At 50.6% G+C, this 17,431-nt stretch carries 12 protein-coding genes; all 12 read left to right on the top strand.

Features of this window, described 5'->3' with window-relative positions; translation table 11 throughout:
* Nucleotides 1–3 precede the first annotated feature (3 nt).
* The 12 genes from I8J30_RS03345 to I8J30_RS03290 all read left to right on the top strand — a co-directional run bounded on the left by I8J30_RS03345 (nt 4) and on the right by I8J30_RS03290 (nt 17,418).
* Nucleotides 4–2,064, top strand: coding sequence for a YIP1 family protein (locus tag I8J30_RS03345; protein WP_210655345.1), 2,061 nt, complete (start codon nt 4–6; stop codon nt 2,062–2,064).
* Nucleotides 2,054–4,360 carry a DUF5696 domain-containing protein gene (locus I8J30_RS03340; protein WP_210655343.1) on the top strand — a complete coding sequence of 769 codons (2,307 nt, stop codon included), beginning with the start codon at nt 2,054–2,056 and terminating at the stop codon, nt 4,358–4,360. The genes I8J30_RS03345 and I8J30_RS03340 overlap by 11 nt, the downstream gene beginning before the upstream one ends.
* 7 nt (nt 4,361–4,367) lie before the next feature.
* Nucleotides 4,368–5,243: a carbohydrate ABC transporter permease gene (locus I8J30_RS03335; protein ID WP_338044811.1), complete on the top strand. Its 876-nt coding sequence runs from the start codon at nt 4,368–4,370 to the stop codon at nt 5,241–5,243.
* On the top strand, nt 5,243–6,217 hold the full coding sequence (locus I8J30_RS03330) for a carbohydrate ABC transporter permease (protein WP_210655339.1): 975 nt from the start codon (nt 5,243–5,245) through the stop codon (nt 6,215–6,217). The genes I8J30_RS03335 and I8J30_RS03330 overlap by 1 nt, the downstream gene beginning before the upstream one ends.
* Nucleotides 6,218–6,256: 39 nt before the next feature.
* The gene (locus I8J30_RS03325) at nt 6,257–7,324 is read left to right on the top strand and encodes a Gfo/Idh/MocA family protein (protein ID WP_210655337.1); all 1,068 of its coding nucleotides are present in this window, start codon (nt 6,257–6,259) and stop codon (nt 7,322–7,324) included.
* A gap of 135 nt (nt 7,325–7,459) precedes the next feature.
* Nucleotides 7,460–8,689, top strand: a complete 1,230-nt coding sequence (locus I8J30_RS03320; RefSeq protein ID WP_210655335.1) for a glucoamylase family protein — start codon at nt 7,460–7,462, stop codon at nt 8,687–8,689.
* 26 nt (nt 8,690–8,715) lie between these two features.
* Complete coding sequence (locus I8J30_RS03315; RefSeq protein ID WP_210655333.1) at nt 8,716–9,501, top strand: sugar phosphate isomerase/epimerase family protein; 786 nt, start codon at nt 8,716–8,718, stop codon at nt 9,499–9,501.
* Nucleotides 9,498–10,628 carry a Gfo/Idh/MocA family protein gene (locus I8J30_RS03310; protein ID WP_210655331.1) on the top strand — a complete coding sequence of 377 codons (1,131 nt, stop codon included), beginning with the start codon at nt 9,498–9,500 and terminating at the stop codon, nt 10,626–10,628. Before I8J30_RS03315 ends, I8J30_RS03310 begins: the two co-directional genes overlap by 4 nt.
* Before the next feature lie 56 nt (nt 10,629–10,684).
* A complete protein-coding gene (locus I8J30_RS03305; protein ID WP_210655329.1) occupies nt 10,685–13,096 on the top strand; it encodes a beta-galactosidase in 2,412 nt (803 codons plus the stop codon).
* Between the two features lie 441 nt (nt 13,097–13,537).
* Entirely contained in the window at nt 13,538–14,494 is a 957-nt protein-coding gene (locus I8J30_RS03300) for an ABC transporter permease (RefSeq protein WP_091214000.1), read from the top strand.
* Between the two features lie 22 nt (nt 14,495–14,516).
* Nucleotides 14,517–15,440: a carbohydrate ABC transporter permease gene (locus I8J30_RS03295; RefSeq protein ID WP_091214004.1), complete on the top strand. Its 924-nt coding sequence runs from the start codon at nt 14,517–14,519 to the stop codon at nt 15,438–15,440.
* Nucleotides 15,441–15,498: 58 nt separating this feature from the next.
* Complete coding sequence (locus I8J30_RS03290) at nt 15,499–17,418, top strand: type 2 periplasmic-binding domain-containing protein (RefSeq protein WP_210655327.1); 1,920 nt, start codon at nt 15,499–15,501, stop codon at nt 17,416–17,418.
* Nucleotides 17,419–17,431 lie beyond the last annotated feature (13 nt).

Below are 17,431 nucleotides of genomic sequence, written 5' to 3'. Positions count from 1 at the left end.
ACAATGTTCAGATTCAGATGGCTCACACTTCTCGTTGCCGCTGCGCTATTGGTTGGTTCGACTACTGCTTATGCGGACGTGCCTTATCCTACCTTCACAATCGATGAAAAAGGTCATGGCATTATGATGCAGAACGCCTACATGCCGGTAGGCGCAATCGACGGGTACAGCATCTTTGGCGAGAATGAAGCGCTAAGCAACGGAAAAGTGGAGCTGAATAGCCCGCAGGATATTTTTGTAGATAACGAAGACCATGTGTACGTTGCAGATACAGGCAACGCCCGAATTGTGGAATTGGACTCATGGGGGAACTTCATCCGAATTATCGGCGAAGGGGAATTGAAGCAGCCGAAAGGCGTTTTCGTAACGGAAGATAAAGATATTTACGTTGCGGATTATGCCAAACAAAGCGTCGTCGTCTTCGGAAAAGACGGGAAGCTGAAGCAGACGATCGGCAAGCCGAAGTCGAAGCTGTACGGCAAAGATACGCCGTTCAAGCCGCAGAAGGTCATCGTCGATAAACGCGGCAGCATTTATATTATCGGCGAAGGTCTTATCCAAGGTCTTGTCCGATTGGACAAGGAAGGCAAATTCCTTGGCTACTTCGGCGGTAACCGCGCGGGCTTCAACCTGCTGAAGACGCTTCAGCGCATGTTCTATACGAAAGCTCAGCTTAGCAAAATGACACGGGAAATGCCGATTTCGCCGACGAATATCTCGGTTGATTCGGAAGGACTTATCTATACGAGTACGACAGGGATTAACGGCGGCGCCATCAAGAAGCTGAACGTAGCGGGCAAGGATTTGCTCGGCGGCACGTGGTCGCTTAATCAGGTTTCCGATATTACGACCGACGTCATGGGCAATATCTATGCGGTCGATGCCGGTGAAGGCATGATCCTGGAGTATAACCGCGACGGTAACTTGATGTTCCTCTTCAGTTACAACGACACGGGCGAACAACGTCTCGGCTTGCTGGCGGCACCGACGGGCATTGCCGTCACATCCGATGGCAGACTGCTTGTCCTGAGCGGCGAACGCGGCAACGTTACGGTGTTCCAGCCAACGGCGTTCACGAAGCTGGTACACGAAGCGCTGGGTCTTTACCTGGACGGCAAATACGTACAAAGCCGTGAACCGTGGAATGAAGTGCTGCGTCAGAACAGCTTGTTCTCGCTGGCACACACCGGTATCGGCCTTGCCTACTTCAAAGAAGGCAAATACCAGGAAGCATTCGAGAAATTCGAGTTTTCCAAAAACAAGAAGGAATACTCCAACGCGTACTGGGAACTCCGGCGCGAATGGATTATGAAACACGCGGTTGATGTAGCGTTCAGCATCCTGGGCGCCATTATTGCTTTGATGGCCATTCGGTTTGCTTACCGGAAGTATCAATTCGGCAAGCCGGTCGTTCTCGCTTGGCTGAAGGTGACGAGACAATGGTTCGTCGCGCAGCTGCTTCATATTTTCCGTATGCTGCGGCATCCGATTGAAGGCTATTACGAGCTGGAGCATAACAACAAAGCTTCGGTAGCATCGGCTACCGTCTTGCTGGCCGTACTGTTCGGTGTTCGCTTGTTCGGCCTCTATACGACGAACTTCTTGTTCGCAACGATGGAGCCGATGCAAATTAACATCGTGACCGAGCTGCTCAAGCTGCTCATCCCGCTGTTTGCGTGGGTCATCTCCAACTACCTCGTCAGCGTCATCAACGATGGGGAAGGCAGCTTCAAGAACATCTATAAAGGGACGATTTATGCGCTGTCCCCTTACATTATTTTTGCAATTCCGCTGGCGATTATGTCACGTGGCCTAACCCTGATGGAGGGTGTCATTTATAACTACTCCTACAATATCGTCATTCTGTGGTGTGCGCTTCTGCTCTTCATTATGGTGAAGGAGATCCACGGCTACGAAATTAAGGAGACTGTTAGAAACATCGTTCTCACGATCATCGGCATGCTGATTATGGCATTTGTTGCGTTTATCCTGTTCGGCTTGTCGAACCAGGTGTGGGAATTTGTTTACTCGTTATTCCAAGAGGTGAATCTGCGTGTCGATTAACAAGAAACCGATTGTCCTGGTCGCGTCTGCTGCGCTTGCAGCGGCAGGGTTGTATCAGTTCGCATATGGGGCTACAGTTGAGCATCAATCAACTGAGGGTCAGAGCAAAATCGTTCTTAATAAGCAGGAAGGCTCATTCCCTTATCGTTCGAACAATTATACGATGCCGGAGAAGGCAGCAGGCGCCATTGCGAATCGCACGATTCCGTCTGACTACAAGAAGATCGGCGAATCCGGCTCGCTGGAGCTGTATATGGCAAATGCTTCGCTGGCCATTATGGTGAAGAACAAGGAGAGCGGTTATGTGTGGGCGTCCACGCCTAACGACGCCGATCTGCAAAATGCCGAGCTGAACGATGAGTGGCAGACCGCCGTTAAATCGCCGGTGCTGCTCGAATATTATAACGATCAAGAGATGCTGAGCACGGGAAATTTCCTGTCGCTCGGCGGTAAAGTCGACGGCGTTGAGCCGATCGAGCAAGGGGTTCGCGTGAAGCTGACGTTCGGAACGCTGAATGCCGGCATCGCACTCGAAGTCAAGATCGAGAACGATTCGCTCGTTGTCTCGATCCCATCGGACTCCATGTGGGAGAAAGGCGTCAGCAAGCTGGCTTCCATTCAGGCGTATCCGTTCCTCGGCGCGGTGCACAAGGCGGATATTCCGGGCTATCTGTTTATTCCGGACCGTTCAGGCGCGTTGATTCGTTTCAGCAAAGCGCATTCCCGGTTCGACGAACCGTACGTCGGCAAGATTTACGGCACGGACTACACTTCCGATGGCAACATGAATACCGGCCGTACATCGGTTCCGGTATTCGGGATCGTGCACGGCAGCGGGCAGAACGGCGTCCTTGGCATCGTTGAGGACGGCCGGTTCAATGCCAAGATTGTCGCTTATCCGAGCGGGCTGAGCACGGACTTCTATTGGGTCGCTCCGAAATTCGAAATCCGCTACGGCTACTTCCAGCCGACGAGCAAATCGATGGGCGGCTACAATACGTTCCAGAAGGATGCACTGAAGACGGACCGCCAAGTCCGTTATAAGTTCCTTGGCGGCAAGGAAGCGGATTATGTAGGCATGGCGAAGACGTACAGAACGTACTTGCAGGAGAAAGGCGAGCTCGTCAAGGAGAAATCGACGAAGAGCAAAGCCGATGTTCCGATGCAGGTTCGTCTGCTGGGCGGAGAGACGGAAGCGAGCGCATTCGGCGCCAAGGTCGTTCCGATGACGACGTTTAATCAGGCGAAGACGATTGTCGACAGTCTGGAGAAGAACGGCATTACGAACTTGAAGACGGTGCTGGAGGGCTGGAACGACGGCGGCTTGAACGGCGAACGTCCTGCCGAGTTCCCGGTGGAGTCCAAACTTGGCGGGAATGCGGGCTTGAAGGATCTGAAGAAGTACTTGGAAGGGAAAGACATTCCGGTCTATCTCTATAATAACTACACGGTCGCTTTTGAAAATTCGGATCTGCTCAATTTCAAATCAGATGCCGTTCGCGCGATTAACAATGAAATTAACGAGTTTCCGTTCTTCGGCTGGGGCGACAGCGATTTCTTCTCCGATATAATGGCAAGGGACATTAGTCCGGGCAAATCGGTTGAAATTGCCAAAGACGATGCCGAGGAAATGAAAGATCTTGGCGTAGATGGGCTGGCGCTTGATATTACGGGCAGCACGCTCGTTTCCGACTATAACAAGAAGCATCCGTTTACACGTGAGCAGACAGCCAACGCGTATCGCGAGCTCGCCGCTAACTTCAAGAACAACTTGAGTGAGCTGGCGGTTTATCAAGCCAACGACTACCTGTGGAAATACACGGATACGATGTTCGGCATGGGTTCCGGCGCTTCGCAGTACATGTATGAAACGGATACGATTCCGTTCCTGCAAATCGTCCTGCATGGCTATATCGATTATTTCGGCTGGCCGTCCAACTCGGCTTCGAGTCCGCGCGAGGATACGCTGCGCATGATCGATTACGGTCAATACCCATCGTACCTGCTTACGCATGAGCCGTATTGGAAGCTGAGAGACACGCCTTCGGTAGATTTGCTGACAACGCAATATACCGATTTGGAGCAGCCGATTAAGGAAACGTACAAAGCCGTGAACCAAGCGCTCGGCAAGGTTCAGGATGCAACGATTGAAGCGCGCGTCGTGCCGGATTACGGCATCTCGGCAGTCAAGTATTCCAACGGTGTGGAAATTGTAGTGAACTACACATCAAGCGACTACACATACAACGAAGTCAGCGTCAAGGCGAAGAGCTTCGCTGTCATCGGGGGTGAGTAAGTTGAAAGTGACCAAAAAAATGAGAGAGGCGCTCACCGGGTACGCCCTGGTGTCGCCTTGGATTATTGGCTTTATCCTTTTTATGGCTTATCCGATTTATTACTCGGTATATTTGAGCTTACACAAGGTCACCATCAGCGCAGATGGCATCGTAACTGAATATACCAAAGGGGATAACTACAAATATGCGTTTCTGTCCGATCCGGAATTTGTAGAGAAGCTGCTGCTGTTTGTTAAATCGGCAATCGGCATGATCCCGATTATTATCGTATTCTCGATGCTGGTAGCCTTGCTCATTAATCAGCCGATTCGAATGAAAGGACTGTTCAGAGCGATTTTCTTCTTACCGGTCGTCATTACGAGCGGCGAGGTTGTCAATGAGCTGTTCAGTCAAGGGGCAACGGCAATTCCGCTTGTCGAGAAATATGGGATTATCGAGATTATTAAAGATAATTTGAGTCCGGCATGGTCTTCGCCGATCATTAGCCTGATTCAACAGCTCATCTTGATTCTGTGGTTCTCCGGCGTACAAATTCTGATCTTCCTGGCAGGTTTGCAGAAGGTCAATAAGCAAGTCTATGAAGCTGCCTCCATCGATGGCGCATCGCCATGGGTAAGCTTCTGGAAAGTAACATTGCCTGCCATTAAGCCGTTTATCGCGGTGAATATGATTTATACGACGGTTGATTTGTTCACAAACTCGTTCAGCGATGTCATAGAGCTAATCAAGGAGAATATGTTCAACCTGACAACCGGCTTCGGTTACGCAACCGCAATCGCTTGGATTTACTTCGGTGTCATATTTGTCTTCTTGCTCTTGATTCTGCTGCTGTTCCGCAACAACGATGACGTGAATGTGAGACCGAAGAGGAGGAGAGCTTAATGGAACGAACATCAAAGTTGCAGTTGCAGAAGGCTTTTCTGCTTCGTACGTTCAATCGCGGCAAACGCATTCTGATGGGAAGACAAGGCAACGACGGAATCGTATTCAAATTGTTAGTCTACGCGCTGCTTATTAGCATCGGGTTCGTTTATTTGTATCCGATTCTCTATCTTGTCTCGCAAAGCTTTAAGAGTTTATCCGACTTGCTGGATCCAACGGTGCTCTGGCTGCCGCAGAAGCTGTACCTGGAGAACTTCACGCAAGCTTGGCATGTTCTTGATTACATGGATACCTTCTGGAATTCGGTCTTGAACTCCGTCGTTCCGGCGATCGGTCAAACCGTTTCCTGCGCGGTCGTTGGATACGGGATTGCGAAATTCCATTTCCCGGGCAAATCGATCGTGCTTGGGCTGATGATGATTACGTTCATCGTTCCGTCCCAGGTCGTGATGATCCCGCTTTACTTGATGTTCAATGAGTACCATATGCTTGGCTCATCGCTGCCGTTCATCGTGCCGACGATCTTCGCGCAAGGGATTAAAGGCGTGCTGTTCATCTTGATTTATACGCAATTTTTCCGGACGATCCCCGCATCGCTCGAAGAAGCGGCTCAGATGGATGGAGCCGGCTTTATCAGGACCTTCTTTACGGTTATCTTGCCAATCTCTACACCGGCTATCGTCGTTGTATTGCTCTTCTCGACAGTATGGCATTGGAACGAAACGTACCTGACCTCGCTCTACTTGGGTGAGAGCATGACGACGCTGCCTCTGCAATTGAAAACGTTCAATGACTCGTTCACGAAGCTGTATGGCGGCGGGGCAGCGGTTGGCGGCGGTCAGACGAAGAATATCAATGAATCGATCCGCATGGCCGGCACGCTGCTAATCGTACTTCCGCTGCTGATCCTCTACATGTTCGCGCAGAGACGATTCGTAGAAGTAGTAGATAAAACAGGTATTACAGGCGAGTAATTCGATTGAATCTCAGACGAATTGGAGAGGGTGTTTAGGATGACAAAGAAGTTAAAGGTTGCCGTTATCGGGGCGGGCGGCATTTTCCAATGGGCGCACTCCGCTCCGCTGAAGAACCATGAAGAGCTTGAAGTCGTTGCGATCGTCGATATCGACCTGGCGAAAGCGCAAGCCGCGGCTGAGCAGCACGGCATTCCGCAAGCATTCAGCGATTATCGCGATGTCATCAAGATGGAAGAGATCGACATCATCGATATTTGCACGCCGAATCTGTTCCACTCCGAGATCGCAGTTGCAGCGCTTGAAGCCGGCAAACATGTTTTCTGCGAGAAGCCGGATGCGGTAAATCCGGATGAAGCGATCAAGATGCAGCAAGCGGCGGCGACAAGCGGCAAAGTGCTTATGGTGATGCGCAACAACCGCTTCCGTCCGGCATCGAAGTTCATCAAGGAGTGGATTAACGGAGGCAACCTCGGCGAAGCCTATGCAGGCCGCTGCGGTTGGACTCGCCGCCGCGGTATTCCGGGCAAAGGCGGCTGGTTTACGACCAAGGAGCTGTCCGGCGGAGGTCCGTTGATCGACCTTGGCGTTCACTTCATCGACTTGGCGATCTGGTTCATGGGTAATCCAAAGCCGATCTCGGTAACCGGGGCAACCTACACGAAATTTGCGGACGCAGACGATATCGCAGGCTCCGAGCACAGCAAGTTCGGCGAGAAATCGGAAGGCGAAGGCATCTTCGACGTGGAGGATCTTGCGATCGGATTTATCCGCTTCGATAACGGCGCATCGCTCCAAATCGAGTTCAGCTGGGCCTCCAACATCGAGCAGGAAGAGAATTTCGTTGAGCTTCGCGGCACGAAGGCGGGCTTCCGATTCAGTAACGGCAAGCTTGGCATCTTCGGTGAATCGAATGGCACCGTAACGGATCTTGTTCCTCACGTAGGCGAAGACACGGGCGGACATGGCGAGAACCTGTACCATTTCGTGGATGTCGTGCAAGGCCGCGTGAACCCGATCTTCACCATCGATCAAGGCGTGGATATGATCAAAATTTTATCTGCTATCTATGAATCCGCCCGTACAGGATCAGAAGTTAAACTGTAAGGGGATGCGTTAGTGGTGTTCCGGTATCGCCGTCCATGAACGGCAGGCGATACCGAACATCTGCCGCATCAAGGATTCTTTTTTTATGAGCATATAGGCGTGTACAAGTTTCACCTGATCAAGGAGGATTGCAAAGTGAAATTGACGGATGAACAGCTATTGGAGCTGGAGAGCAAACGGAGCTTCTACTTCTTCTGGGAAGAGGCGAATAGCGATAAAGAGAGTCCGGGATTCGGCTTAATCGTAGACCGTGCGCCGGGCGACGCTTCGATGTGCAGCGTGGCTTCGGTTGGATTCGGTTTGACCGCACTTATGATTGGCGTGGAACGCGAGTGGATTTCCCGCAGCCAAGGCTATGAACGGGCGCTGGGAACGCTGAACACCTTGCTGGAGCATGCGGAGCAGGTCAACGGATTTTTCTATCATTTTCTCGATATGCATACAGCTAAGCGTTATCGCGACTGCGAGGTTTCCGTTATCGATACGGCGATCGCGCTTTGCGGTGCGATTGCCGCCGGTGAATATTTTGGCTGCGATGTGAGAGAGCGAGCGCAGCAGCTCTATGAGCGCATTGATTGGAATTGGTATCGGGATCCGGAAACGAACCAGTTCTACATGGGCTATGCCCCGGAACGCGGCTTCTTCGGCAGATGGGATCTCTATGCGGAGCAGTTCATGATGTATTTCCTCGCTGCCGCATCGCCTACACATCCGGTAGACCCGAGCATGTTCTATGATTTTGGCCGCCAATATGGGACGTATGGCAATAATCCGCCGTTTATCTATACTTGGTTAGGCTCGCTGTTTGCCTTCCAATTCTCCCATGCCTGGTTTGATCTTCGCGGCAGGGTAGACCGCGATCATATCGATTGGTGGGAGAACTCCGTTGTCGCTACCAGAGTCAACCGGGATTACTGCATCGCCAATCAGGCGGTATTCCGCACCTTCGGGCCAGACGCTTGGGGACTAACCGCATGTGACGGGCCAACAGGTTACAGCGGTCGTTACGGCGCAGCGCCTTCCGGTCGTGACAGTGCGAACGATCAGCATGTACCCGACGGTACGGTACCGCCGGCTGGGGCTGCAGGATCAATTCCATTTATGCCGCAGGAAGTGATAAGCGCCTTGCGGAATTATTATGAGAACTACCCGCAGCTATGGGGCCAATACGGCTTCAAGGACAGCTACAACTTAGATGTAACACCGGCGTGGTTCGCGGACGATGTTATCGGCATCGACAAGGGGATTACGCTGCTCATGATAGAGAATTACAGAAGCGGGCTGGTTTGGAACTATTTTATGAAAAACCGTTATGTCCGAGAAGGCTTGATGAAATGTGAAATTCGTGAGAAGCAGCACTCATAGAACGCGATTTGGAGGCTGGCATGCATATGAAGTATTCCATTCCGTCTTATTCGTTTCACGGTTTACACAGGGAAGGCAAGATCGACCTCTTCGGCTATTTCGAAACGGTTAAATACCGGTATCACCTGAATTGCGCCGATATTTGGAACATGATGTTTGAGAGCTATGACGAGGATTATTTGCGGAAACTGAGAGAAGCGTTAGATGAGAAGGAAATGTATGTAGCCAATCTTTGCGTGGATGCGGCCGAAGTCTGGGATGTTGACCCGTTGAAGCGCGAGCAATTCTATCAGAATGGATTAAAGAATCTCCGTGCCGCTGTCATCCTCGGCGCGCAGACCGTTCGGATCGATATGGGCGGTCGTGAGCTGGAAATGTCGGAGGAGCAGTTTGACTACACCGTTATGCGGTACAAGGAATATGCGGCATTTGCAGCTGAACACGGGTTCATGGTTGGACCGGAGAACCATTGGGGATCATCGCGGGTGCCCGAGAACGTTCGCAAGGTGTCTGAAGCCGTCGATCATCCGAATTTCGGCATTCTGCTGCACTTTGAGAATTGGGATGTGGACAAGGAGAACGGAGATCGCCTTTGCGCGAAGTATGCCTTCCATACGCATCTGGCGGCATGGGTCGTTCCTTCCTGTGAAGAGAAGATGAGCATCTTGCAGGAAGCCGGATACCAAGGGCATCTAGGCATAGAACATCACTCGTCGAAGAATGAATACGCACAAGTGGCGTGGCAATTTGCGTCAGCGCGAAATACCTGGGCTTCGATGCAAGCGAAACAAGCGGAGGTGCTTGGAGCATGAGCGCGAAGACCATCCGAATCGGTATTATTGGCGCTGGGCTGATCGGCAAGGAACACTTGGAGAGATATGCGAAAATCGAGGGCGCCGAAGTAGTGGCGCTCTGCGACATCAATGAAACGCAGCTAAGGAAGATGGCAGATCAGTTCGGCGTTCCGAATACGTATACGGATTTCAAGGCGCTCATTGCGCGCGATGATCTCGATGCGGTTGATGTGTGTTTGCACAACAACCTCCATGCACCTATTACGATTGCCGCGCTCGAAGCGGGCAAGCATGTGTATTGCGAGAAGCCGATTGCAGGTTCTTATGCGGACGGCAAGCGGATGCTGGATGCAGCCAAGCAAGCCGGCCGAATGCTGCATGTGCAGCTGAGTTTCCTCTATCTTATCGAGACGATTGCGGCGAAGATGCTGATTGAGGATGGGAAGCTGGGCAAGCTCTATCATGCCCGCTCGACCGGTCACCGCAGACGCGGGCGCCCGTTCGTAGACGGATATGCGACGAAGGAATTTAATCGCAAGGCCACCGCATCCGGCGGCGCTTTGTTTGATATGGGCGTGTACCGCATCTCGCAGCTGCTCTACTTGATGGGATTGCCGAAAGTGAAAACGATTACCGGCAAGACGTATCAGGAAGTGGAGATGGATGAGGCGCGCAGAGCGATTAGCGGCTTCGATGTGGAAGAGCTCGGCGTCGGCTTCGTCCGGTTCGAAGGTGGATTGACGCTGGACATTATCGAAGCATGGGCCATTCATCTGAACGGCTTCGAAGGAAGCAGTCTGGTCGGCAATATCGGCGGGGTGCGGCTCCCCGGACATACCAGTCAAGGTAAAACGCCTTTCAGCTATCATACTCAGCTGAGCGATATGGATATGGACGCGACGTTCGATCTTAGCTATGCCAATTACCGCTGGCATCAGCTTCGGGAGAATACGGATGCTTATGATTCGTCGCAGGAGCACTGGATTGCAGCCCTGCAAGGCCGAGTAGAGCTGCTGCCAACCGCAGAGATCGCCCTGCAAACCATTCTGGTAAGTGAAGGGATTTACTTATCCGACCTGCTGGAGCGGGAAGTGACGGCTGAAGAAGTGATCGCGGCCTCCCAATCGACAGCACTGAACTTATAACCAAATTATACCTATACTAAAACTCAAACAGTCAGAGTCAGGAGAATCGTATCCCCATGATTGAAATCATAAATAAACAAATTGTAATTGATGGCAAGCCCGAGCTTATTATGTGCGGCGAGGTCCATTATTATCGTCTTGCCCGCAGTGAATGGCAGGATCGGATCGATAAACTGAAGGACGCAGGCTGCAATGCGGTTGCCTCTTATGTCCCTTGGTTATGCCATGAGCCGCTTGAAGGGGAGTTTGATCTTGACGGACACACACGTCCAGAGCTCGATCTTGGCGAATTTATTGATCTTTGCGAAGCGAATGGACTTTATTTCTTCGTTCGCCCGGGTCCGTTCATTATGGCGGAGATGAAGAACGAAGGTATTCCGTTCTGGGTCTACGAGAAGCATCCGGAGGTCATCCCGCATGGCTGGGATGGTGCGGAAGCGACGACACGGACGCTTGATTACCTGGCACCGGGTTTCTTGGCTGCAGCTCGCAGCTGGTACGCCGCTGTAATGGCTGTCGTAGCACCTCGTCTGCATGGACAAGGCGGCAGCATCATTGGCGTCCAGCTTGATAATGAGATTGGCATGCTGTCTTGGGTAAGCAACTGCCCGGATTTGACGGAGCATGTCGTAGGTGACTTTACGGAATGGCTCGGCCGTACTTATGAGGCAGACAAGCTGCAAGAGCGGTATCCGTTTCATCGGTGCGATGCCGATGTTCGTTTAGCGGCCATTCGTTCGCCGGAGGAAAGCTACGCCGCTGAGCTTCTGCATGATTTGGGCTACTATATGCGTGACCGATTTGCTCGTTATGTAGCCGTGCTGCGCGAATATGCCGAAGAATTCGGTGTTCGCGATGTGCCGTTCTTCGTGAACATTCACGGCACCGGCGGCGGCCGCGGATTCACGTACCCAATCGGCATCAGCCAATTGTACGAAGCTTATACGCAAGCGCCGGGGTATCTGTCCGGCTCTGATATTTATTTTGGCGATCTGACGGTTAGCAATTTCCAAGACCTGTACTTGATTAACGGGTTTATGGATGCGGTGCATCTGCCGAATCAACCGCTCACTTCGCTGGAGTTTGAATGCGGCGACGGCAACTATGGCAATAATTTCGGCGGTCGGTATGACGTGTCGGCTGCGGACTTTAAAACCCGGATGTGTATCGCGCAAGGGAATCGGATGATCAACTATTATTTGATGACCGGCGGGAGCAATTACCGGATGGATCAGCAGCTCGGCGACGGCAATGACCGCGTCGCTTTCACCGGCGAACGCCACGGCTTCGCGGCACCGGTCAGCCCGGAAGGGGAGCTCAACTATACCTATCCGCGGATGCAGCGTGCGATCAAGACGATGATGGCCGTGAAGGATAAGCTGGCTGTTATGAACGAAGAGCATGACGGAATAGCCTTTGCATTTATTCCCGACTACTACATGACGGAATATAGGTATCCGAAGAGCGAGAAGATGAATGAGATTCTGAAGAACATCGAAGCGAACCGTGCTTACGGCGGCTGGGAAATCATGGGCCGCGGCATGCTGCTCGCAGGCTACCGATTCGCGTCGGCGGACATTCAGAATAAGCCGCTTGATCCTGCGGCTACGCCTGTGCTCGCCTTGCCGAGTGCTCGATACTTGAGTGCGGCTATTCAGCGTAAAGTGGCCGACTTCGTAATTGCCGGCGGCGGGCTGCTGCTGTACGGCGAGGTGCCGCAGTTGGATATGGAAGGCAAACCTTGTACGATTCTTAGCGACGCGCTGGGCATTCAAGTGGAAGGCATCGTTCAGAACGGACCTCACTCCTGGCCATCCGTCATTGCAGAAGGCTGGGCAGCCGGTCGCCCTGAGGTTCATACGCATTTCGCACAGCGTCTGGCGCCCGGACAAAACGATGTTATCCTGCGTTTGTATGACAGCGGATTTGTTTGCGGCGTTGAAGCAACAGCAGGACGCGGCCGTGCCATTGTCATTGCGACGGCTTACAGCGGCGATGTGCCGTTGTTCAAGACAGCCCTTGAGCGTTTGGGTGCGCAAGCCGGTTTGACGCATGATAATCGCTATCTGGGGATATTCACCACGTCGACGGTTAATAATGAAGGCGAACGATTCGTGCATATCCTTAATCTGGACGGCTTTGATAAAGAGCTTCGTCTCACAGATCGCGGCGGGCAGCTGTTTGGCGGTCGCAGCATCCGGATTGCCAGCAAAGACGGCGTCATGCTGCCGATCGGGATGACGTTCGGCGAGGTGCGAATTGTCTACTCAACCGCTGAAATTACAGCCGTTTCTCAGGAATCGTTATCTTTCCGATTAACGCAGGCAGAAGATGTTATCGCGCTCGATACCGCGCGCGAGATCTTGCCAAGCGCGGATTACTCGGTAGAGGAACAAGACGGCGTGAAGCTGGTCGTATCGCGGAAGCATGCTAAAGTGGATGATCAACTTACCGTTCTATTTGCGTAAACTAATTCTTTCCGCTACCGTGAAGGTAGACTATAGTCTTAATCGAACGAAAAACCCCGAGAAATCGGGGTTTTTCTCTATATCCAATCGAAACGTTTCACCAAAAACAGGAATCGATGGCTAAATCGTGACAAATTTGCACGAAAAAAGTTATAAAATTTAAGATGAAAGCCTTTTACCATCGAGAACAATGTGCTAATATGGGTTTTGTGAAACGTTTCGACAAAGTTAGTGACGAAAATTGTCACTATTTGTGAATGTGAATGTAATTTTGAACAAAACACCTTTTTTGGTTGTGAAAGCGGTTCATTTGGATCGTTTTATTTTATAAAACAGTCGAATCGTTTCGATGGAAATTGTCGTGTCGGCAGTCGGTCAGACCTGCGGGTTTGGGACATAATAGGTGTGGTTAATACGCAACTGAAATAGGAGGATTTACCGATGGCTATGTCAACAAGCAAACAAAACGTAAGGCCCAAAAAACGCAGTGGGCTGCAAACGCAGAACATAAAGATCCTGTATCTGTTCTTGGTTCCTGCGATGGTATTAACTTTCATTTTCTCGTACCTGCCCATGTTTTCCAACTACATCGCGTTCTTGGATTATGATTTCAACAAAGGCTGGTTCGGCTTTGGCAGCGAGTTTGTCGGGTTTGACAACTTCGCCAAGTTCCTGACGGATCATAAATTTTATACATTGATCGGCCGTACGCTGCTTTACAGCGTGACGATGATGATTGCCACCTTCCCTGCGCCTTTGATTTTCGCGCTGCTGCTCAATGAGCTTCGCGGCGAACGCTTCAAACGCATTGTTCAAACCACTTCCTATATTCCGCATTTCGTATCATGGGTAACGGTTGCCGGTTTGTTCTACATGTTCCTTACTGTTGATGCTACAGGGATTATCAATAACCTGCGCCAACTGATTGATCCGGCAGCCGAACGTATCTCGTTCATGCAGGATGCGAAGAACTTCCTTCCCGTTCTTGTCATCTCCGAAGTGTGGAAAGAGACAGGCTGGGGAACGATCTTGTATCTTGCAGCGCTAACGAGCATTGACCCGCAGCAATACGAAGCCGCACAAGTGGATGGCGCGAGTCGCTGGCAGCGTCTGATGTATATCACGCTTCCGGGTTTGATCCCAACCATGTGTATCCTTCTGATCTTCTCGCTCAGCGGATTGCTTGCAACTAACTTCGACCAAGTGTTCAACTTGCAAAATAAAATGATTCGTCTGGATACGGACACCATTGGCGTTTATACGTACTACCAAGGTCTTGTAAGCGGACAGTATTCGTACTCTGCCGCGGTCGGTCTATTCCAAGGCGTAATCTCCTTTATTCTGATTATGGCTACTAACTACACGACGAAGCGCCTCAGTAACGTAGGTATCATTTAAAGGAAGGGGTTACCGGAACCTTATGAAAGCGAACAGAATTAAGCGAACAACAGGTGAGCGCACATTTGATGTCTTCAACATCCTACTTATGTTGATCTGGGCGATAACCGCGATATATCCGTTCTGGTATATCTTGGTAATGTCCTTCAATACAGGAGCTGATGCGGCCGCTGGCCCGATCTGGTTCTTTCCACGCGTATTTACGCTAGAGAATTATGCCTTTGTGTTTCAATATGATCGTCTTCACTCTGCGTTTATCGTAACGACGCTGCGCTGTATCATCGGACCCGTTCTGTCGGTAGTCGTCACGATGCTGGCAGCCTTCGCACTGTCGAAGCGATTCTTGCCGGGGCGTAAGTCGATTCTCTTCTTCTTTATGATCCCGATGTTTATCGGGGGGACGATCATTTCCAACTACGTTGTCATTTCGAAACTGGATCTGGTCAACAATTTCTTGGTTTACGTTCTACCGGGTGCGTTTGGCTTCTTCAGCATGATCATCATGCGTACGCACATTGAAGATTTGCCTGCTGAGCTGCAGGAATCGGCTTTCATCGACGGTGCCGGTTATGTCCGCATCTTCGTGCAAATTATATTCCCGCTTTGCATGCCGGTTATTGCCGCTTTCGCGTTCTTCGCAGTCGTGGGCAACTGGCTGGACTATTACACGAACTTGATCTACGTTACAGACCGCAGCTTGAGCACGCTGCAGTTCGTATTGTACGAAATCATCAACCGTGCGGAAGCGAACACGATGATCGATTTCACGAAGACTTCCGGGGCTGCCGCGCGCAGACTTCTGGCTCAGAAAAACAACACCGTTCCTACGCCTGAGGTTATTAAAATGACCGTCATGGTCGTAGTAACGTTCCCACTGCTATTCGTTTACCCGTTCTTCCAGAAGTATTTCGTTAAAGGGATGTTAACTGGAGCAGTTAAGGCTTAATAAGCCACTGCTTTTCCATAGTTAATTAAACACCATCAAAGGGAGGCTTTACGGTATTATGAAAAAGGTAGTCATGATTATGTTCGCTGTTCTGCTGGCTGTTTCTCTGGCTGGCTGCGGCGGCTCCAAGAACGAAAACAACGCACCGAACAATACGGGCTCAAACACGGGCGCTCCGGTTGATCCGGCAAACTTTAAGGAAATCCATTTGGAAGTCCTTAGCCAATTGCCGACAAACCCACGTAAGCCGGTTGAAGACAAACTAACGCCAATCTGGCGCGAGAAAACAAAAGTTATTCCTGATTTCGTTGAAATTCCGGCGGGCACTGACTATAAAAGCTGGCTGCAAATGCAAATTCTTGCTGATACCGTTCCAGCGGTAATCGCGAACCAAAACGGGATCGCAGACGATGCCGACAACATGGAAATGCTCAAGAAGGCAGGCATGGTTCGCGAAATCACGCTTGATGAAATGACAAAGTATATGCCGCTTACGGCTGCACGTTTATCTGAGCTGGGCGTTACGATGGAACAATGGTACAAAGCAAGCGTAGATCCAACTGACGGTAAGCTATGGGCGATTCCTTCGCTGCCAAGCCCGTTGCTGAAAGAAGAATACCGCAAAACACCTTACGGCGACTCCCGTTTGGGTAACGGCGGTTATGGCGTATGGATGCGCGATGATATTTTGAAAAAAATCTTCCCGAACGCAATGAGCGCAGCTGAACTGAAGAAGCTGGCCGTTGAGAACAATGGTAAATTGTCGCTTGAGCAAATCATGGATATCCCGATCAAAAATCTGGATGACTTGTATGCTTACTTGGAAAAAGTAAAAGCGTTGAACATTCAAGAAAACGGCAAAACCATTACACCCGGACACCTTCAATTGGATAACACTAGAGGCGCGCTTCAATGGTCCTTGTTCACGGCTAGCGGCTTGAATATGAGCCAGGCTTATCCACTCGTAATCAACGAGTCCAAAAACCTGTTCGCGGATTATGAGCTGACACCGGAATGGAAATCGTACATTTCGTTTATGAACAAAGGCTTCAAAGATGGTTTGTTCGGCAAGGAATTCTACATTCAAAAGAACGAACAGCGCGATGCCAAAGTTATCAATGGTGAGTATGCAGTCGTTAATATGTGGGCTCCTATTGCAGCAAACCAAGAAAAAGTGAAAAAAGAAGGCAAAAACTATGATTGGAGATTCTACCCAATCTTCGCAACCGAGCTTGACCCAAGCAATCAGGATGCAGCAAACCAGTACTTCCCGTTGACGACAAAATGGAACTCGAAAGCCATCAACCCGAAAAAAGTTACGGACGACATGATTCCACAAGTATTGAACTGGATCGACTGGAATAACTCCCTGGAAGCAGCTGATCTACGTTCATGGGGAACTCCGGACATGTACACAGGCGAAGGTATGGAACGCCGTTACAAACCGGAATTCAAGAAGGTTGAAGAGTACAAGCTGCTTGGCAAGCAAGATGAAACAGGCGATGGCTGGTACTACGGCATTCAAGGTCAAGACAACACAATGACTAACCCAGAGGTTTACGGCCTTGCAATGGCAGACGAAATGGGCTTTGTATACTCGCCGCAAATCGTTTACCCATTCAGCGTAAGCAACTACGATCAATCTACTCTTGTAAACACAGCTTGGCAGCAGCACAACATGAAGAACATGTCGCTTTACGCGGAGCTTCCTGTTGACGAAGCTACGCAGCAAGCACGTGCAGAGTACGACACCGTTACCAACGATCTAAACAACAACCTGATTGCCCCTCATAATGATGAGCTCGATAACCTGATTGTGAAAGCCATCACCAGTCCGGTTGCTGATTTCGACAAAACGTATAAAGAATATACAGACGTACTGGCGGAAAGCGATATTGCCGACGGTATTAAGAAACAAACAGAGGCTTGGATGAAATATTACAAACTGCGTGAAGGCTTCTTGAAGAAATTGAACTAAAATAGACCAGTTG

Origin of the sequence: Paenibacillus lignilyticus (assembly GCF_017942085.1) — a bacterium.
In the GTDB taxonomy this organism is placed as follows: domain Bacteria; phylum Bacillota; class Bacilli; order Paenibacillales; family Paenibacillaceae; genus Paenibacillus_Z; species Paenibacillus_Z lignilyticus.
Note: the sequence above shows the minus strand (reverse complement) of the source record. Positions and strands in the feature narration are given on the sequence as shown.